Below are 19,064 nucleotides of genomic sequence, written 5' to 3'. Positions count from 1 at the left end.
GTTTGGGATACACATGTAAGACAACGAAAAAACCGGAAAGGCAGACGTATGGCCCACCTTTCCGGTTGCTCAGACAGTCGTCATGCCGACCGGAAGGCGCTACTTCTTCTCGGGTGCGGCGGGCGGGGCCTGCCCCTTGTCACCAGCCTTGCCTTCTTCCTTCTTTCCTTCCGGAGCATTCAAGACATCTTCCTTGACCGTGATCTTGGCGTTCTTTTTAAGATCTTCCTTGATCTTCTGGAAGATCTCCTGCTGTTTGGAAGGCAGAATGGCGGCCTTGATCTGGTCCTTGACCTCTTCGAAAGGACGGGTACCGGCCGGGCGCTTGCCGGTCAGCTTGATGATGTGATAACCAAAATCGGTTTTGACGACGTCGGATACCTGCCCCTCTTTCAATCCCAGGACAGTCTTCTCGAAAGCCGGCACCATGGTGCCTTTGCCGAACCAGCCCAGATCGCCCCCTTTGGCGGAAGAGGAGTCGACCGAGTTTTTCTTGGCCAGCTCTTCGAAGTTTCCGCCAGCCTTGATCTGAGCCAGAATGTCCTTGGCTTCCTTCTCGGTCTTCACCAGGATGTGGCTGGCCCTGACCTGCTCGCCGGTCTTGAATTTGTCGAGATTCTGGTCATAGAACTTCTTCAGATCGGCATCCGAAATCTGGGACTCGCTTTCCACTTTCTTCTTGAGGAATGCCTCCACGATCAGCCGTTTTTTCAGGTCCTGCAGCTTTTCTTCGATCTCGGGGCTCTTGTCGACGCCGTCCTTGGTGGCCTGCTGCAGGATGAGTTCGCGGATCACCATCGTGTCCAGCATCTCTTTTCTGCCCTGGGGGGTGTCGGCCATGGCCTTCAGGTACTCGGGCAGGTTCTTCAGCTCACGAGAGAAGTCCCCGGTCGTTATGGTGGCGCCATTGACCTCGGCCAGCACCTTGCCTTCCTTCTTTGCTTCCGAGCTGGAGCCTGTCGAGCCCCCCTGACAACCGAACAGGGCGACTGCGCTCAGGGCGACGGCAAAACATTTTGCAGTGGTTGTGGCTTTCACGGCATCTCCTTTGTCTGGCAACTTTAAAATAGAAAAAATACCACAACATATGTGGGCCTTCAAGTCCTTTTCAATCGCAGATTCGCATGCTTTTCGCCGAACACGCTGCCGGACAGGCCCAACCGATCCAGCTCCCCATCGGCAAATACCCGTATCTCGCCGTACTTGCCGTCAAAGCCCGGTCGCCGAATGACCCGGCCGCTTCGCATGCGCCCCACTGCCTCGGCCAGCACTGCCGAGTGGCTGGCAATCTCCTCCAGAGGGGCGTGCATCAGAACGGCAAATTCCGAACCGAAACGCCTGATCGCTTCGGCATAGCAGCGCATGACCCGCTTGGATGCGGGCCCCATGCCGGTGATATCCGCAAGGACTTCCGGCAGGGGAATCAAACTGAAGACCTGCGGCGCAGCATCGCCGAAAAGCGGCTGCTCGCGGTCGGCCAGCTCCATTACCCGGTGATGCACCCCCACGGTAACCGGCTTGCGGCAGACCGGGCAACAGAGCTCCAGCCGGCGCGTTTCGTCTGGGTCCAGACAGACCCCGCAGGCACGGTGTCCATCGAAGTGGTACTTGCCCTCTTCGGGGAAAAATTCGACCGTGCCGCGGAAGGTATCACGACGGTTGCCGCGGATCGCATCCCGCAGGGAGAAAAAGTCCAGGCCGGTGGAAAACAGATTGACCTCGCGCCCCAGGTTGGATGGCGAGTGACAATCGGAATTGGAGATCAATGCGAAACGGTCCAGACCCGAAATCAGCCGGTTCATGGCCGGATCGGAGGAAAGGCCCGTTTCCAGTGCAAAGATCCGGTCGCTCAGGTCGCCGAAGCACTCCTCGATTGAATCGAATCCGGAACGGGAGCCGAACAGGGAGAACCAGGGGGTCCAGATATGGGCCGGCACCAGAAAGCCCTCCGGCGCCTCCTCCAGCAGGATCTCCAGCAGGTCACGGCTGTCCAGTCCCAGGATTGGACGGCCATCGGAGACGATGTTGCCGATCCGGGCAAGGCGGGAATTGATACGGCCTGCTGATTCGAAATCGGGCACGTACAGCAGGTTGTGAACCTTTCTGACTATGCCGTGGCGTTTGTAGATACTGCTGATCTCGGCCGACAGCAGAAAGCGGACCGGGGTGCTGTCCCCCATGCAGCCATCCAAGGGGGAGGTCGCAGCAGCCTCGTTTTTCAGGCGAAACAGGCCCGGTTCAGCCGGCGTCAGCTCCTCCGAGAGGTTTCTGAACCAGCCGGGATGGGTGAAATCCCCGGTGCCGATAACGTTGATACCTTTGATCCGTGCCCAGGAGGCCAGCCCGGTCAGGGTGCTCTCCCGGCTGGTGGCGCGGGAATAGGGGGAATGAATGTGCAAATCGGCGATATAATCCATAGGCATTCATACTAGCAGAAGGGGAGGCAGGGGTGAAGCCTAATCCATTGACAAATTGCCGGCCGACACCGTAGACTCAAAAGACCTTATGATCAATAAAAGCGACATCAGACGGCGATTCAGGGCGATCCTGTCGCTGGACAGCCATCCGGGGCACATCGCCGCCGGCTTTGCCGCCGGGGTCTTCATCAGCTTCACCCCCTTCTTCGGCCTGCATACTCCTTTGGCCATTGCCGTTGCCTTTATCTTCCGCCTCAACAAACTGACCTGCATCACCGGTGCCTGGATAAATACTCCTCTCACGGTGGTCCCGGCCCTGGTGGCGAGCTACAACCTGGGCCGTTTTCTGCGCGGAAAACCCGCCAGGGACCTGGTCTTGCGGGAACTGAGCTGGCACCATATTCAGCCGTATGCCAAATCGATCCTGCTGGGCAGCTCGATCATCGGCTTCGTCGCAGCATTGGCGGCCTATTTCATCTGCTATTGGCTGGTGGTTACGTTCAGACGGAAGGATGCGGCCATGGCCGAGATGACGCGCGAGATGGAAGAGGTGGGCGAAGAGCTGGAGTAAAGAGACAGGCTGAGGTTAAGGTTGAGATCTACGATAAAAGAAACGCCTTCCAGGTCATCCTGTGAAGGCGTTTCTTTGTTGGGGCAGACGGCAGGTGATCAATAGCCTCGAGCCTTCAACCTTACCCTCAATCTCAACCTGTTTTTCTACTTGCCCAGCAGCGGGCTCAGCACCTGGTAGGTCAGGTAAGCCACCAGTGCTGCCGCCGGTATCGTCAGGACCCAGGCCACCACGATCCGCTGGGCCACCTTCCAGTTGACCGCTGTGAGACTCTTGGAAAGCCCTACCCCGAGGATCGACGAGGTGACAACATGGGTGGTGCTGGTCGGCAGACCGAGCATGGCCGCCCCGAGGATGACGGTCGTTGAGGCTGAGTCCACGGAAAAGCCGGTCATGGGCTGAAGCTTGACAAAATCACGCCCCACGGTCTTGATGATCCGCCATCCCCCTGCGGCGGTGCCCAATGCCATGGCAAGCGCGCAGGTGAGTTTGACCCAGAGCGGGACCTCGAAAGCGGGGATCATGCCGTAACTCAACAGGGCCATCGTGATCACGCCCATCGACTTCTGTGCATCGGCAGTGCCATGGGAAAACGCCATGAAGCCGGCCGAAAAAATCTGCATCTTGCGGAAACCGCGGTTGATGCCTGTCGGCGACCGTTTCTGCAGAAGCCACGTGAACATCACGACAAAAAAGTATCCGGCCACAGTGCCCAAAATGGGTGAAAGGATCAGTGCCAGCACTATCTTTTTTATTCCTCCCCAGAGCAGTGCGGAGGTGCCGACATGGGCGATGACCGCGCCCATCAGGCCGCCGATGATGGCGTGGGAAGACGAGGAGGGCAGACCGTAGTACCAGGTGATGATGTTCCAGATGATGGCACCGATCACGCCCGCTAGAACTACCATCTGGGTCAGCTGGCTGGCGTTGACGATGCCGGTGCCGATCGTCTTGGCCACCTTGGTGAAGGCCATGGCACCGATGAAATTGAGCGATGCCGCCATAATGATGGCAGCCTTGACCGAAAGGGCGCGGGTCGAGACACAGGTTGCAATGGCGTTGGCGGTGTCGTGGAAGCCGTTGATGTAATCGAAGAGCAGCGCAGCCGCGATCACCAGACACAGCAGCACAAATGCCGGATCAAGCATTCTTCACCACCACGCTTTCGAGAATATTGGCAGCATCCTCGCACTTGTCGGTGGCGCGCTCCAGGGTCTCGTAAATCTCCTTCCACTTGATCAGCTGGATCGGATCCTTCTCATCGTCGAACAGCCGGCTGATCGCTTCGCGGGAAACCCGGTCGGCCTCGTTTTCCAGGGCATTGATCTCGACGCAGGTTGCGAAAATCTCGTCGTTGGTCTTTTTTCCCAGCATGGCAACAGCCTTGTCGACCGCCTGGCAGGACTGCAGAATGATGAAACCGAGCGATTTGGCATATGCGGGAATGCTTTCGATGTTGTACATGATGATCCGCGCCGCCGAAGCGTCGATCAGATCGATGATGTCGTCCAGCTTCGCTGCCAGGGCATAGATATCTTCGCGATCGAGCGGGGTGATAAAGGTCTTGTTGAGCTTCTGGATGATTTCGTGAGTGATCGAATCCCCCTTGTGCTCGACATCCTTGATCTTGCGCTGGCTCTCGGCCGGGTTTTCGAAATCGTCCAGCATATCCTTGAGCAGCTTCGCACCTTCGATGATATTGGTAGTCATCTCCTTGAACAGCAGAAAAAACTTCTCTTCTTTGGGAATCAATCCGAACATTGCCGCCTCCATGCGTTCCGTAACCTTCGTTGTTTGAGCACCAATTAAACCTGTCATTACTAACATATTTTTTGGGTGCTGCCCATTGAAATGTCACAGACTTGTAACAAACCTGTATCTATTGCCTTTGCCGGCTGCTTGCAGTATTCTGCTGTCATTAGAATTCACCCATGCCTTCACATAAACGAGGGATGAATCCCGAAGAAATGTTGTGGGGTGTCAACCGGAGGGTGTATGACCGGCGGGATCAAAAAATGGCCGCAGGACGAACGGCCACGGGAGAAAATGCGTATTAACGGCGCAGCCAGCTTGAGCGATGCCGAATTGCTGGCCCTGATCGTCCGGAGCGGCGACCCCTCCAGCAGGCAGAGCGCCATCGACCTGGGACGGCAGCTGATCCTGCACTTCGACAACAATCTGCGGCAGCTCGGCAGCGCCAATCTTTCGGAATTGTGCGCCATCAAGGGCATGGGGGTCGCCAAAGCAGCCGGTGTCAAGGCGGCCTTCGCTTTGGCGGCGCGTTTCCAGGCCCGAAAACTGGAACACCTCGACCGCTTTACCTCACCCCGGCAGGTCTTCGAGTATTTCCATCACGAGTTCAGGGACAGCCGCAAAGAATACTTCCTGGCGCTGCTCCTGGACGGAAAGAACCGCATCATCCGGCGCGTGCAGATCTCGGAAGGCTCCCTCAACCAGAGCATCGTCCATCCCCGCGAGGTTTTCCACCCGGCGGTCAGGGAGTCGGCCGCCGCCGTGATCCTGGTGCACAACCACCCCACCGGAGATCCGGCACCCAGCCAGGAGGATATCGCCATAACCAGGCGCCTGAAGGAGGCGGGTGAGATCATGGGCATCCGCGTCCTGGATCACATCATCGTCGGCGACGGGGAATATGTCAGCTTTGTGGAGCGGGGTCTGCTGTAGCTGCCAAGCGGTACATCCGTCTCAGCATTGGTTCAGCGCCACTATCTGCCGGCCACGGCAAGGAGCAGGCCGAAACACAGGAACAATGCGCCCCCCAGCCTGTTGATGGCGCGCCCACCAGCCTCCGAAGTGAGCCACACCCGCGTTTGCTGAGCACCCAGGGCGTACAGGCTGTGGATGACGATGATCAGCACACCGTATGTCGCGGCCATGAGCGTGAATTGGAGGGTAAAGTTCATGTCGCGGTCGATAAACTGGGGAAGTACCGAGAGGAAAAAGAAGATCGCCTTTGGGTTGGTAAACTGCAGCAGCATCCCTTTGATAAAATTCCGTCTGAAACCGGCCTCGTGCACTGCCTGCTCCCTGAATATGAACGCAGGAGACCGCCAGAGCCTGATGCCGAGATAGACCAGATAGGCTGCCCCGATGTATTTCGTTATCGTGAAGGCCAGGTCGGAGCCGGCCAGCACGACACCAAGGCCCGTGGCGGAGATGCCGGCAACCGCCAATGCCCCGCAGGATATCCCCAAAATCCCACCGAATGCCCCCTTAAGACCGTAGCACAACGAGTTCGTGAGCGTCATGAGGACGCCGGGACCGGGGCTGAACACCGTGAACGCCGCCAGAGCAAAATAGACCGGATAAAGCTTCATGTGCCCCCCTTTCGCGCGGCTCCCTGGACGATACCGCGACCTGACGGCATCATAATCTGACTCCCATCAATGACTCAAATGAATAGTTATTATAAAATCAATAACTATATGTTATGGTAAATTCCATGAACCTGAACCTCTTGAAGATATTTCACACCGTGGCCGAGCGGCTGAACTTTACCCGTGCCGCCGAGGAACTGCACCTGACCCAGCCGGGCATCAGCAAGCACATTGCCACACTGGAGGAGCATTACGGGGTGCGGCTGTTCGACCGGTTGGGCAGGAGAGTCATGCTTACCCAGGCAGGAGATATCCTGCACACGGCAACGACCTCGATCTTCGCTCAATTGGAGCAATCCCGGTCGCGCATCGATGACTTGAAAGGTCTCACAGGCGGAAAACTGGACATCGGGGCCAGCGTCACCATTGCGGCCTACATCATCCCGGGTATGCTGACTACATTTAGAAAGAAAGCACCTGCCGTCGAGATAACCGTTGAAACCGCCTTCAGTCGCCATATAGCGGAAAGGGTGCTGGACAACACCCTCGAGATGGGTTTCGTCGGCCATTATACTTCTGACCCCAGACTGGAGATCCGGTCCTTTATGAAGGATCCCATGGTGCTGGTCGTGTCGCCGCGACATCCCTGGGCACAGCGCAAATCACCGGTACGGTTGACGGAGCTCGCCGGTCAGACGTTTCTGCTGTCGAAACAGGGCTCCGGTACCTGGCGACTCGTGTCGAAACATTTTGAAAACGCGGGAATTGTGTTGAAGCACATCATGGAGCTGGGCACGACCGAGGGGGTAAAACAGGGAGTGGCGGCAGATCTGGGCATTTCGATAGTGTCACGGCATGTACTGGGGGCGGAGTTCTCCGGCGGCATGTTGAGGGAAATCCCGCTGGCGGGCGAAGGATTGGAACGGGAGCTGTTCCTGGTATATCGCAAGGACCGGTATCTGTCCCAAGCGGCACGGGCCTTTCTTGAGCTTTTCACGTTATTTCCAGAGCTACCGGCCAGGGAGGGTGCGTAGAGAAACGCAACCGCCATCTGGCCGGGTTAATCGCTCTGCCTAAGCGTCCACCTATCTCCAGGTGACCCGTGCCGCCTGGCGCGGGGGAATGCGGTGGTAACGGTAGCGGGGCAGGCCGAACATCAGAGCGCCGTACACACTGTGATCCGCGGGGATACCGAGGGCCTCCCGCAGCGGGACATGACCGTTGGCGGCCCGCATCAGAAGACCGGCCCAGCAGGTGCCGATGCCGCCAGCAACGGCCGCCAGTTCGAACTGGGTCAAGGCGATGGTGGCATCCACCGTACTCCAGCTCCACTCGTCCGGGGCGTGGACCACCACCAGGTGAGGGGCGTTGCGCAGGATGGGGTCCTTGCCCTGTTCCCATCGGTCGACGAGCGGCGCATAGCGCGGTTCCTGCCTGCTGATCTGACGCAGGTAGTCAACCGCCAGACCGGCCAGACGCCTGACCTCGGAGGGGGTCCGGATCACCAGCCAGTGCACCGGCTGACGGTTCACGGCTGACGGCGCCCAGCGGGCCGTCTCGACAACTTCGCGGACCAATTCCTCGGGCACCGGCTCGTCCCGGAATTCACGGACCGAGCGGCGCCCCCTCACCAGATGGTGCAGGGCCGGCACGGAAATCACGGGGAACTCGCCCATGAGCGGTGCATCCTCCAGTGGCAGGGCCTTGTGCCGGGCCGCGCTCGCGGGGCAGACTGCGATGCAATGGCCACAAGCGATGCAGTGCTGGTCCGCACCGGTACGGAAAACGGGAAAACCTGCGCCATCCGTGTCGAACAACCCCATAGGGCATACGGCGGCGCACATGCCGTCGCGGCGGCAGGCGGCGTGGTCAATGGTTACCAGGGCCATCATGATCTCCTTGTTCATTGCAGCACTACGTGCCTGTTCTTTCGGTCAGGCTTGGCTGACCGGAAATGGGTTCCTCTCGAACTGCCGCTGATGCCAGTAGGGATATGTCAGGGTTGTGCGGCTGGCCTCGTCCAGGCGCGCCACCTGCTCCGCCGTCAGGTTCCACCCCGTGGCACCCAGATTCTGGCGCAGTTGTTCCTCGTTTCGGGCGCCGATGATGATGCTGGAAACGGTCGGCCTCTGCAGGAGCCAGTTCAGGGCAACCTGGGGAATGGTCCTGCCCGTCTCCGCCGCCACCTCGTCCAGGGCATCGACTACCGTGTACAGATACTCGTCGACCACGGGGGGACCCAGGGCACTGGTCACGGGCAAACGGCTTTGCTCGGGCAGCGGCTGGCCTCTGCGGATCTTGCCGGTCAAACGGCCCCATCCCAGGGGGCTCCAGACCAGGGCGCCGACCTTCTGATCGAGCCCCAGGGGCATCAACTCCCACTCATATTCCCGGCCCACCAGCGAGTAGTAGACCTGGTGGGCCACGTAGCGCGTCCAGCCGTAGCGTTCCGCCAGGGCGAGCGACTTCATCAGGTGCCAGCCGGAGAAGTTGGAGCAGGCGATATAGCGGACCTTGCCGGATGTGACCAGGGTATCGAGGGTGCTCAGGGTCTCTTCCAGCGGTGTCTGGGCATCGAAGCCATGCAGGTGGTAGATATCGATGTAGTCGGTTTTCAGGCGTCTGAGGCTGGCTTCGCAGGATGCCAGCAGGTGATAGCGCGATGATCCCACGTCATTGGGCCCGCTTCCCAGCCGGAAGGTGGCCTTGGTGGAGATCAGGAATTTGCCCCGGCGGCCGCGCACGGTTTCGCCGACAATCTCCTCGGACAGGCCGTCCGAATAGATGTCGGCCGTATCCAAAAGATTGATCCCCGCTTCATGGGCCATATCCACCATGCGGGTCGCTTCTTTTACATCGCTGCCTCCCCATGCCTTGAAAAACTCGTTGCTGCCGCCGAACGTTCCCGTACCCAGGCTGAGGGCGGACACCTTCAGGCCCGAACCTCCCAAAAAGCGATATTCCATGACGTTCTCCTTTTCGTGCGACCTCTTCAAAGTGTGAGTCTATGATGATCTGCCGGATAACTATCGGCTCGTAATTCTCTATAATGCATCTCAACGAAGAATCAAGTATCGGGGCAGGCGGGGGGATAGTACAGAACTGCCGCAGCGGACCGGCATTGCCAGGTGCACTACGGCAGCCGCAGAATCAGTTGTGCTGGCTGGGCAGTTTACGGTCATGCCCGGGACCAGAGTAAGCAGCCTTCCTTGCAATGGGCGATGGCCCGCAGCTGATAGCGTTTCCGCAACATGGCAAGCACCTCCTTCCCGGCAGCAGTGGGGAGAAACAGCTGCCTGTAAATCTCCCGCAATCCATAAGTTCTTTAGTTCGGAATATATGATCTATTGGACAGTCTGTCAAGATGTGTGTTACAAAAAAACTATGAAACCGCTGTATCATCCATCAATTAACGACGTTACGGTCGAGGGCCTGCTGCATGCCCTCTCCGATCCGGTACGGGTCCAGATTTATGTGGAAATAGCCCGTTCCGAATGCCCGAAGACCTGCTCGAACTTTCTCCAGCTCGATAACCGCACCCTGCCGAAATCGACCCTCTCTCAGCATTTCAGGATCCTGCGTGAGGCCGGGCTGATCCGCAGCGAACGCAAGGGGGTCGAGATGCACAACACGACTCGCTGCCAGGAGCTCAAGGAGCGCTTCGGCGACATGGTAGGCGCCATCATTGCCGCCTACCGGGAGCAGTTCGCACGGACGCAGGCCGGTTCGACACAGCCATAACGTCCCCTTTCCATTTGGCCGGCGGTGTTGCCCGCCACCATCCCACAGCCGCACTTTGACGGTATGCCTTGCAGAATTTGAACGCAGCCATGACCAGCACTGAAATCATCACCCGTCTCCACAGCCTGGCAAACCCGGCCAACGTGACCGGCATGGCCCGCTACGGCATCGCCACCCACGCCACTCTGGGGATCAACATCCCCGTGCTGCGCGGGATTGCCAAGACCCATCGCCGCGACCACCGTCTCGCCCGTGAGCTGTGGCGCAGCGGCATTCACGAAGCCCGTATCCTGGCTTCGCTGGTGGATGATCCGAGACAGGTAACCGTGGAGCAGATGGAGGAGTGGGTGGAGGATCTGGATTCATGGGACGTGTGCGACCAGTGCTGCGGCAATCTGTTCGGCCGCACCCCCTTTGCCTGGGACAAGGCCGAACAATGGAGTGGCAGGAGCGGGGAGTTCGTCAAGCGGGCCGGGTTCGTGCTAATGGCCCGTCTGGCGGTGCAAGAGAAGAAAGCCCCTGCGGAGCGGTTCCACCCCTTTCTCGCGCTGATCCGGCACGAGGCCGCCGATGGAAGGAATTTCGTCAAAAAGGGGATCAACTGGGCCTTGCGGGAGATCGGCAAACGCAAGGATATACAGGCTGCACTGGCAACGGCGCGGGAATTGGCCGGAATGGACAGCCCCTCTGCCCGCTGGATCGGCAGGGATGCCCTGCGGGAGTTCGACCGATTGGGGCTTGGTTCCCCGGTTTTACCTCAAACATGATATCGCGATGAGGGGAGTGAAGCGGTGGTCGCCGGTCCCCTCTGTCCTCAAGTTTATCCCCGCAGCCGCCACAGCAGGTGGTACAGTGGCGCCAGCCGCTCGAATCCCGTCTGCAGGTCCTCCACAATCCCCCGCGTAAAGAGCCGGCCATCAGGCTGGCGGTTGCAGACCAGAAACAGGTTCTTGCGACGGTGCCACTCCTGCAGATCGTCGGGCAGAGTGGCGTTCAGGGGGCGCTTGTAGCACTCCCCCGCAACCGTGAATAATTCCTGTCCGCCCAGCCACCCCACCTCCTCCCGGAATCGGTCCGGCTCGGTTTCGATGAAATGCCGCAGAGTGTCCATGGTTTCCCGCGTGGCACTGTAGAACCCCATGCCGTAGCGATAGCCCTCGGCCCTGATCTCGAAGAAAAAGCAGGGTGCTGTTTTCCAGTCCGGACTGGGACGCTTGAAGGTTATCCAGAGGCAGGTTTTGTAGGGTGATTTGTTGCGGGAAAAGCGGGTGTCGCGGTAGATGCGGGAGATGGTCCGGTCCACCGCCGGGATGGTGATCAGTCCGGGGTCGATGGCCAGCATTGGCCCGGCCAGGTCGTTGACCAGGGCCTTGAGCGGCTCCAGCAGGAATTCCTCGTACTCATCCCGATGGGCCTCGAACCACGGCTTGGCGTTATTGGCGGCCAGTTCCTCGAAGAACGCCAGTGAGTGGGGTGAAAAACCGGTGAATGTTGTACTCATAGCCCCCTCCCGGGTGGTTTGCCATGACTGTCACAGATGCATCCTTACCCCGACCGTCTTTGCTCCGGCAGTCGATTTCTGATCGGTTGCCCGAATTACGACGCAACGCCCCGAACAATAGACCACCACACACTCGCCTGTCAACGTACCGTATGTGCCGCAACAGGCTTGCGTAACCTTTGCCCCTCAGTCCGACAAGGCGTCGAGCAGGTGTCGGGTATGGAGCGGAAGCGCCGCAAAATCCCGTGCGCAGAGCGTCAACTGCCGCCGTGCCCAGACATCGGCAAGGGGAATATGGCGTATCGCCATGCTGCGGCCGCAGCGCAGTGCAGAGGTCTCCGGGACTATGGCAATACCGGCCTCCTCCTCCACCAGACGGCAGACCGCCGTAAAGTCATGCACCCGGACCCTGTAGCCGATACGGGTGCCCAGACGCTCCGCATGACTGTCCAGGTGGTCCTGCAGGGCACTTCCCTTGGTGAGCCCCACAAACGGATAGCGGAGCAGATCGCTGAAACCGACGGATTCCCCGCCGGCTAGAGGATGGCGGTCGGGGACGACAGTCACCAGTTGATCGATGCGGAACGGCCTGGTTTCGAGACAGCCATTATCGACGGAATCTGCTGCCACCCCGATGTCCGCCGTACCTGCCGCCACCCGGCGGACGATCTCGGCACTGGAGGATTCCTGGAGCTCCACGTCGACATGGGGATGCCGGGCCAGGAACGGCCCGAGCAGATCCGGCAGGAATTCCGTCAAGGCCGCCGTATTGCACAAAAGCCGTACCTTCACCTGCAAACCTCGCGCACATTGGCCAAGGGCACCCCGCATGTCGGCCACGTGGCCCAGGATCGTCCGGGCGTGGTGGACCAGGGCTTCACCAAGGGGGGTGGGCTCGATGCCGTGGCGCACCCGCTCGAACAGCGGCGCTCCCAGCTCATCTTCCATGCCGCGGATGCGGGCGCTGGCCGAAGCCAGGGCCAAGTGAGCCCGGTCGGCGCCGGCGGTGATGCTGCCGGCCTCCACCACATGAAGGAATAGCCGCAGGTCAGTCAGGTCGAAACGCATGGGAGCCCCCTGGTGTCGCATCGGTAGGCTTCGTTTTTTACGAAGCCGAGCTCAGCGTATCCCACATTGACCGGATCGGCAACAGGAGAGATAGTAGCGCCATGAACTCTCACGTGCTCATATTTCTATCGGGATTAGCAGCCGGATTCATGAATTCCGTGGCTGGCGGAGGATCGTTCATCACACTGCCGGTGCTGATATTCACCGGTATCCCTTCGGTTTCGGCGAATGCATCCAGCACGGTCGCCCTGTTTCCCGGTAGCATAGCCGGAGCCTGGGCATACCGCAGCGAGTGCGCGCGCTTCAGCGGAGCGCCGCTGAAACCGATGCTGGCGGTGAGCCTCGTCGGAGGGCTGTGCGGGGCGCTGCTGCTCCGCATCACCCCCACGGCCATCTTCGACCGGGCTATCCCCTGGCTGCTGCTGGTGGGTACTGCGGCATTCGCCGCCGGTCCACGGCTGGGGACGCTCATGGGGTGGAAGGCCGGCATGCGCCCGGTTCCGCTTCTGGCCGCCCAGGCGGTGCTGGGGGTCTACGGCGGCTACTTCGGCGGCGCGGTCGGTATCATGATGATGGCTGTCTGGAACCTGTTCGGCATCACGGACATCAGGGCCATGAACGGAGCAAAGACGCTGCTGGTGGGGGTGACGAATGCCGCTGCCGTGCTCTGCTTTGCCGCCACCGGTCTGGTCTGGTGGCCCCAGGCGGCCGCCATGATGGCGGGAGCAGTCATCGGCGGGTACAGCGGCGCCCACTGTGCCCGCCGCATCAATCCCGCCCGCCTGCGGATGGGAATCACCATCTTCAACGTGATCATCACGGCGATTTTCTTCATGAAGAGCATTCGGTGACTTGCCCGAGCGACAGCGACAGATCGCGGTCAGGGCTTCCCGGTCATCACACCCCTGAGCGACAGGGAGTCCATCCTCATGCCGATGGTGCAGGGTCGCTACGGTGGCGGCGGAAGTGAACGCATGCCAGGATCAGGGATGCGGTCTGCAGAATGGCGCAGAAATAGAACGGCGCGCCGATGCGCCAATCGCCGCGCGGCAGATGCGATACCGCCGAGAGGAGCGGTGCGCCGCACAGGGGGGCCAGCACTGCCATCAGGCTGTTCAGGGAGTTCACCGCCCCCAGGGTCTGTCCCTGGCTGTGGGGATCGGCAGCGCTCGAAATGATGCTTTGCAGCGACGCAGTAACCGTGTAGCCGAGCACGTTCAGCACGATCACCGCGTACATCATCCACCCCTGGGTGGCGGCACCCCACGCCAGGTGGGCCAGGGCCGACGACACCAGCCCGGCAACCACCAGGCGCCGGGGAGTGACGTGTTTCAGCATGCGGCCGAGCAGGAAACCCTGCACGATCAGCGACATGAGGCCGACCACGGCCAGTGACCAGCCGTTCTCCCGTGGCCCCCAGCCGAACTTGAAGGTGGTGTACAGCACCCAACTGGTGAACAGCACGTACTGGGCAAGCCCGCTCAGGGCGACCACGGCCGCCAGGCGGCCGACACCGTGCAGCCTGCCCAACTCGCGCAGCGACGTGAGCGGATTGGCCCTGCTCCAGTGGAACGGGCGCCTGCGTTCGGCGGGCAGCGACTCGGGCAGCACGAAATAACCGTAGAGCCAGTTGAGCATGGCACAGCCGCCGGCCACGAAGAAGGGGAGCTGTATGGCAATCGACCCCAGCACGCCCCCCAGGACCGGGCCGATGATGAAACCGACGCCGAACATGGCGCCCAGCATGCCGAAACGCCTGGCCCGCTCTTCGGGAGGGGTGATGTCCGCCACGTAGGCATTGGCCACGGCCAGGTTGGCCTGCAGCGCGCCTCCGATCAATCGCACCACGACCAGCATCCACAGGGCCGTGGCAAGTCCGGTGGCGATAAAGTTGAGGCCGAGTCCGCAGAAGCCGAGCAGAAGCAGCGGGCGGCGGCCATGGGCATCGGACAGCGCCCCGAGGATCGGCGAACCGAAGAAGTTGGCGATCCCGAACGAAAACACCACCACCCCGTACCAGAACGCCTGATCCGCCTGCGAGCCGGCAAACCCTCCCACCAGCGTCGGCAATACCGGGATGATCAGGCCGATGGATACCATGTCGATCAGCACCGTCAGCATGATGAACGGCATGGCCGCCGTACGGCTGCCCCGGGAAGTAATGAATTTGAAGGTGTTCATCGATTGAATGCCCATTTCATGGTGTCACTACGCAGCATAATTCTCCGTGCTGCCAAGCAGTGCCATCTCTGCCAGCCGAATAATGCAGTTCCAGGCTTCCGCGTCCCGGTTTCCGCCGCCGGTACCGTCATGATTTCCCGTCTCACGGCTCCTTTTTCGCCAGGACCAGGATCTTGCCCACGGTCCGCCAGTTTCGACCGGTCATGGGTACGCCGAGCAACCTCTCGGCGCCTGCTGCCAGTTTGGATCTGCCGGTGCCGTCAGGGGCATGCAAATAGAAGACATTCCCTTTCAGCTCATACCGTTCGCTCCCGTTCCTCAGCTTCTCCAGCCCCTCCCTGTCAGGGTGTTCCGGTACGGCGTCCAGGAACCCCAGGTGCAGCGTGGCCGGCTCGTTCACGGCGTCGAGGAAGGGGATCGCCGCAACCGCCTGCTCCATCTCCGCCACGGTCAGCAGCAGGACCGCGGGCTCGAAACTGTACTGTTTTCCGATCGCCGACCTAATGGCAGAGGCAAGATGCCTCCTGTCGTCCTCTGCGGTCCGAAATACGGCGTTGCCGCTCTGGAGGCAGGTTCTGACTCGATCGAGCCCAAGCGATTCGAGAAGTGCAACCAAGTCCTTCATGGAAAGGGTATTGTTCCCTCCGACGTTGATCCCCCTGAACAATGCTATGCAGGTCTGCACATATCCTCCGAAAAGAATAAATTGAAGCCACCCGCACCGCTTCCTGCATCGCCTGGAGCTTTTCCGGATCTGACCGAGTCGAAAATTTTCGTATGCTTCTCCGCGTTCAGCTCACCGTCGATGTTTCCATGCTTTTCCCTACCCGACTAAGGTAGTTTAAGTTTCAACGCCTGTTTTTCTGCATAACTCATTATTGTCCGAGGAGTGTAAGTACCTCGTCCGAAGCGCGCTGGGCAGCGGCCACACAGTCGTTCAGCCCGATGCCGCGGTAGGAGTTGCCGGTCAGAATCAGGCCCGCATGGCCTTTCAGCCGTTCCTCCAGCCCTGCCAGGCGCTGGCCGTGCCCAACGGTATACTGGGGGATAGCCTGCTCGTGCCGGAAGATGCGCACAAAGGAGGGATCTGCCGTAATCCCCATCACATCCTTCAGGTCCTTCATCACCCTTGTCCGCACCTCGTCGTCGCTCAGTGTGACGTACTGCGGAAAACAGGCCCCACCCATCATGCTGCGCAGGAGCACCTTCCCCTGCGGCGCCCGGTTCTCGAACATGCTGGAGTCCCACAGGGTGCCGAGAATGCTGCACCCCTCCTTTTTGGGGATCAGGTAGCCGAAGCCGTCCAGGGGATGGCCGATGCGGTCACGCTCGTAGCCGAAGCAGACCACCGTCATACTGGCATAGGGGATCTGGCGCAGAATGGTCGCCAGCGTATCGTCGCAGCCGGACAGCATCTCAGCCGCAGCAAACGCGGGCGAGGCAACGATGACGACATCGGCCTCGTACTCGCGGCCGTCGCTGCATTGCAAACGGTACGGAGCCGATTGCCCCTGCTCCACCGCCGTCACCTGAATTCCCGTTTGGACGATATCCCCCAGCGAGGCGTTCAGGGCGTCGGTCAGGAATTGGATCCCCTCGCGGAAGGAGGTCAAAACGCCCCCCGGTCCGGCGGCGCTGGAAACCACCTTCCCCTCGGCCACCTCTTTTTTCTTCTTCCTGGCCAGCATGACCATGGCGCGGATCAACCCGCCGTACTCACGCTCCAGCTCGGCGATGCGGGGGAAACAGGAGTTGAGCGACATGGTTTCCGGGTCGCCGGCAAAGATGCCGGATACCATGGGCGCGATCAGTTTGTCCAACGCCTCCTGACCCAGGCGGCGGCGACCGAAGGCGGCCAGGCTTTCGTCCCCCCCGGGGGCTCTGGCGATGAACGGGGTCGGCTCCAAGGCCAGGCGTAGCTTGCCCGGCCAGGAGATCAGCCCGCTCTTCAGAAAGGAAGGGCCATTTTCCGGCAGGCGGTGCAGTTCACCCCCCGTGTAAATGAAGCGTTTGCGGGCATTGTCGTTGCTGCGATGGAGGCTGCCGCCGACGCCGATCGCGCCGCACAGATCCAGGGTCTGGGGCTTGCTGTCCAGAAAACCGTTGGGGCCCCACTCGCACAAATAGCCCTCCTCCCGGATGCTGCGGATCTTGCCCCCCGGCGTGGCCTCTTTTTCCAGCAACGTCAGGTCCAGCTCGATGCCGGCCCTGCGGGCCTTGTCCCGCAGCAGCCAGGCAGTGGAGAGACCCGAGATGCCGCCGCCGATCACGATCACTTTTTTCATCTCCGCATCCTTTCCCGAAACCAGGAGTTATTGAGGCTGTAAACGATCCGTATCCGCGTGCTGCATGCCGGAAAGGGCATCAGCTGGAGCGGGCATGCCCGGCAGCAGTGCCGGCTCCTCCATGGCAGCTTCCAGCATGTCGGCCGGCATGGCCTTGTTCGGCTTCACTCCCAGGGCCTTCAACATCTCGGCCTGGCGAATGACGTTGCCGCGCCCTTCTACGAATTTGCCATAGGCCTTGTCATATTCTCCCTGGGCCTGTTTCAGCCGGGAGCCGACCCCCTTCAGATCATCCACGAATCCCACCAGTTTATCATACAGTTCCGCTCCCCGCCGGGCGATTTCCTGTGCGTTGCGGTTCTGCTGCTCCTGGCGCCACAGATGGGCCACGGTGCGCACCACGAACAGCAGCGTGCTGGGGCTGACCAGCAGCACGTTCCGTTTCCAGGCATCCTGCCACAGCTCGGTGTCCTGGGAGATGGCCAGCATGAAGGCCGGTTCCACCGGGATGAACATCAGCACGAAGTCGAGGGACTTCACCCCGTGGATGCCGTGATAATTCTTCTCCGACAGCCCTTTGATATGCCCCCGCACCGAATCGATGTGCCGCTTGCAGGCTGCATTCCGGCCATTGTCGTCGTCCGCGTTGACGTACTCTTCGTAGGCGATCAGCGATACCTTTGCATCAGCAATGATGTGCCGCCCCTCGGGCAGATGGATGACCACATCGGGCTGGAGACGGCTGCCATCCTCGCGGGTGTGGCTCTCCTGCACGTCGTATTCGTGCCCCTTGCGCAACCCGGATGACTCCAGGATCTTCTCCAGGATCATTTCGCCCCAGTTGCCCTGGGTCTTGCTGGAGCCCTTCAGGGCACGGGTGAGGTTGTTGGCGTCGTCGGAGAGCTGCCGATTGAGGTCCATCAGGTGCTTGACCTGGGCCGCCAGGGCACTGCGCTCTTTGCCCTCCTGCACGTAGACCTCCTCCACCTTGCCCTGGAACTCGGACAGCTTGACCTTGAGCGGTTCCAGCAGCTGTCCGATGTTGGACTGGTTCTGCTCGGTAAAACGCTTGGCCTTCTCCTCCAGGATCTCGCTGGCCAGCGCCTTGAACTGGTTGGAAAGCTGCTCGCGGGCATCGTTGAGCAACACCAGCTTTTCTTCGTTCTGCCGGCGCTCCGCATCCAGGGTGGTGGATACTTCCGTAAAGCGTGCATTCAGGGTCTGCAGATCCACGAGCAGGGAGTCGCGCCGGAGCGTGAGTTCCCTGGCTTCATCGGTAAGGCGGGCAATCTCTTCGAGCCTGCTTGTCAGGGTCGACTGGGCAGCGCTCAGGTGCTGGCGCAAGGAGGAAACCTGCTGGCTCTGTGCCTCTGCATGTGCGGCAACGCTTTTCAGCTCGTTTTCCAGGACAGTTAAACGCCCCGCACGTTCCGACAGCTGGGCGCACTCGCTGCGCGACCTCTCCAGCGACTGCCGCAGAAGCTCCCGTTGCTGTTCCGAATCGGACAGGGAGGTGCGCAGGCGGTCCGCCTCTTCGGTGGCACCATGGAGACGCTCATTCAGCAAGGCAAGCTCGACCTGCCCTTCGCCACGGGCCAGCCTCACGGCATCGCTCAGGCGCTTTTTCAGAAATACACCGGCAACTGCGAGACCTGCTGCCAGACCTGCTGCAAAGACTGCTATTTCCACGAGGGGAACTCCGTTTCTGGTGGGACCGAATCCATGGCATCCCTGTCTGCGGGCCTGAAAAGCCTTTGTCCGTGGTTTATGCCGGGCGGGGATTCAGAATGCGGCAGCCGTCAGATGGCGTCCGAGCAACCATCCGCCGGCAGGTGACGAATACCAAAATTGCTTTTATTTCAATACGATCTTTCTATGGCAAAGTCAACACCCCTGCGTTTCAGGGCATGAATGGGTCGATACTCCGTTGACACCGGCCGCAACAGGGCTTACATTTTGTTT

At 60.3% G+C, this 19,064-nt stretch carries 19 protein-coding genes; 6 read left to right on the top strand and 13 right to left on the bottom strand.

What is annotated here, in order from left to right:
• Positions 1-99: 99 nt before the first annotated feature.
• Entirely contained in the window at positions 100-1,038 is a 939-nt protein-coding gene (locus GSVR_RS00140; RefSeq protein WP_173197978.1) for a peptidylprolyl isomerase, read from the bottom strand.
• A 59-nt stretch (positions 1,039-1,097) separates the two neighbouring features.
• On the bottom strand, positions 1,098-2,417 hold the full coding sequence (locus tag GSVR_RS00135) for an endonuclease Q family protein (RefSeq protein ID WP_239077413.1): 1,320 nt from the start codon (positions 2,415-2,417) through the stop codon (positions 1,098-1,100).
• An 88-nt stretch (positions 2,418-2,505) separates the two neighbouring features.
• On the opposite strand from GSVR_RS00135, the gene GSVR_RS00130 reads away from it, so the two are divergent.
• Complete coding sequence (locus tag GSVR_RS00130; RefSeq protein ID WP_173197976.1) at positions 2,506-2,988, top strand: DUF2062 domain-containing protein; 483 nt, start codon at positions 2,506-2,508, stop codon at positions 2,986-2,988.
• 146 nt (positions 2,989-3,134) lie between these two features.
• Here the strand turns inward: GSVR_RS00130 and GSVR_RS00125 are convergent, their stop codons facing one another.
• Both GSVR_RS00125 and GSVR_RS00120 read right to left on the bottom strand, forming a co-directional pair.
• A complete protein-coding gene (locus tag GSVR_RS00125; protein WP_173197974.1) occupies positions 3,135-4,136 on the bottom strand; it encodes an inorganic phosphate transporter in 1,002 nt (333 codons plus the stop codon).
• On the bottom strand, positions 4,129-4,749 hold the full coding sequence (locus GSVR_RS00120) for a DUF47 domain-containing protein (protein ID WP_173197972.1): 621 nt from the start codon (positions 4,747-4,749) through the stop codon (positions 4,129-4,131). Before GSVR_RS00120 ends, GSVR_RS00125 begins: the two co-directional genes overlap by 8 nt.
• A gap of 234 nt (positions 4,750-4,983) precedes the next feature.
• On the opposite strand from GSVR_RS00120, the gene radC reads away from it, so the two are divergent.
• Positions 4,984-5,673, top strand: a complete 690-nt coding sequence (gene radC / locus GSVR_RS00115; protein WP_173197970.1) for a DNA repair protein RadC — start codon at positions 4,984-4,986, stop codon at positions 5,671-5,673.
• Between the two features lie 41 nt (positions 5,674-5,714).
• Here radC and GSVR_RS00110 read toward each other — a convergent pair whose 3' ends face one another.
• Positions 5,715-6,326, bottom strand: a complete 612-nt coding sequence (locus GSVR_RS00110) for a LysE family translocator (RefSeq protein WP_173197968.1) — start codon at positions 6,324-6,326, stop codon at positions 5,715-5,717.
• Positions 6,327-6,451: 125 nt separating this feature from the next.
• Between GSVR_RS00110 and GSVR_RS00105 the strand changes: the two genes are divergently transcribed.
• Entirely contained in the window at positions 6,452-7,360 is a 909-nt protein-coding gene (locus tag GSVR_RS00105; RefSeq protein ID WP_173197966.1) for a LysR family transcriptional regulator, read from the top strand.
• Between the two features lie 51 nt (positions 7,361-7,411).
• Here GSVR_RS00105 and GSVR_RS00100 read toward each other — a convergent pair whose 3' ends face one another.
• Both GSVR_RS00100 and GSVR_RS00095 read right to left on the bottom strand, forming a co-directional pair.
• A complete protein-coding gene (locus GSVR_RS00100; protein ID WP_203978751.1) occupies positions 7,412-8,233 on the bottom strand; it encodes a nitroreductase family protein in 822 nt (273 codons plus the stop codon).
• A 27-nt stretch (positions 8,234-8,260) separates the two neighbouring features.
• Positions 8,261-9,292 (bottom strand): aldo/keto reductase, encoded by a 1,032-nt coding sequence (locus GSVR_RS00095; RefSeq protein ID WP_173197964.1) that lies wholly within the window; start codon positions 9,290-9,292, stop codon positions 8,261-8,263.
• Between the two features lie 418 nt (positions 9,293-9,710).
• On the opposite strand from GSVR_RS00095, the gene GSVR_RS00090 reads away from it, so the two are divergent.
• Together GSVR_RS00090 and GSVR_RS00085 are read left to right on the top strand one after the other, a co-directional pair.
• Complete coding sequence (locus GSVR_RS00090) at positions 9,711-10,067, top strand: helix-turn-helix transcriptional regulator (protein WP_173197962.1); 357 nt, start codon at positions 9,711-9,713, stop codon at positions 10,065-10,067.
• A gap of 89 nt (positions 10,068-10,156) precedes the next feature.
• Positions 10,157-10,834, top strand: a complete 678-nt coding sequence (locus GSVR_RS00085) for a DNA alkylation repair protein (RefSeq protein ID WP_173197960.1) — start codon at positions 10,157-10,159, stop codon at positions 10,832-10,834.
• Between the two features lie 53 nt (positions 10,835-10,887).
• On the opposite strand, the gene GSVR_RS00080 is transcribed toward GSVR_RS00085, so the two are convergent.
• Together GSVR_RS00080 and GSVR_RS00075 are read right to left on the bottom strand one after the other, a co-directional pair.
• Positions 10,888-11,568, bottom strand: a complete 681-nt coding sequence (locus tag GSVR_RS00080) for a DUF2461 domain-containing protein (protein WP_173197958.1) — start codon at positions 11,566-11,568, stop codon at positions 10,888-10,890.
• A gap of 186 nt (positions 11,569-11,754) precedes the next feature.
• Positions 11,755-12,636, bottom strand: coding sequence for a LysR substrate-binding domain-containing protein (locus GSVR_RS00075; RefSeq protein ID WP_173197956.1), 882 nt, complete (start codon positions 12,634-12,636; stop codon positions 11,755-11,757).
• A gap of 101 nt (positions 12,637-12,737) precedes the next feature.
• Between GSVR_RS00075 and GSVR_RS00070 the strand changes: the two genes are divergently transcribed.
• Positions 12,738-13,487 carry a sulfite exporter TauE/SafE family protein gene (locus GSVR_RS00070; RefSeq protein ID WP_173197954.1) on the top strand — a complete coding sequence of 250 codons (750 nt, stop codon included), beginning with the start codon at positions 12,738-12,740 and terminating at the stop codon, positions 13,485-13,487.
• Positions 13,488-13,563: 76 nt separating this feature from the next.
• On the opposite strand, the gene GSVR_RS00065 is transcribed toward GSVR_RS00070, so the two are convergent.
• The 4 genes from GSVR_RS00065 to rmuC all read right to left on the bottom strand — a co-directional run bounded on the left by GSVR_RS00065 (position 13,564) and on the right by rmuC (position 18,791).
• A complete protein-coding gene (locus GSVR_RS00065) occupies positions 13,564-14,817 on the bottom strand; it encodes a TCR/Tet family MFS transporter (RefSeq protein WP_239077412.1) in 1,254 nt (417 codons plus the stop codon).
• 142 nt (positions 14,818-14,959) lie between these two features.
• On the bottom strand, positions 14,960-15,502 hold the full coding sequence (locus GSVR_RS00060; RefSeq protein ID WP_173197952.1) for a DUF1697 domain-containing protein: 543 nt from the start codon (positions 15,500-15,502) through the stop codon (positions 14,960-14,962).
• Positions 15,503-15,692: 190 nt separating this feature from the next.
• Complete coding sequence (gene hemG, locus GSVR_RS00055) at positions 15,693-17,102, bottom strand: protoporphyrinogen oxidase (RefSeq protein WP_173197950.1); 1,410 nt, start codon at positions 17,100-17,102, stop codon at positions 15,693-15,695.
• A 27-nt stretch (positions 17,103-17,129) separates the two neighbouring features.
• Entirely contained in the window at positions 17,130-18,791 is a 1,662-nt protein-coding gene (gene rmuC / locus GSVR_RS00050; protein ID WP_173197948.1) for a DNA recombination protein RmuC, read from the bottom strand.
• Positions 18,792-19,064: the final 273 nt, after the last annotated feature.

The organism is Geobacter sp. SVR, from assembly GCF_016865365.1.
Taxonomy (GTDB): Bacteria; Desulfobacterota; Desulfuromonadia; order Geobacterales; family Pseudopelobacteraceae; genus Pelotalea.
This window is presented reverse-complemented; position numbering and strand designations above follow the sequence as displayed.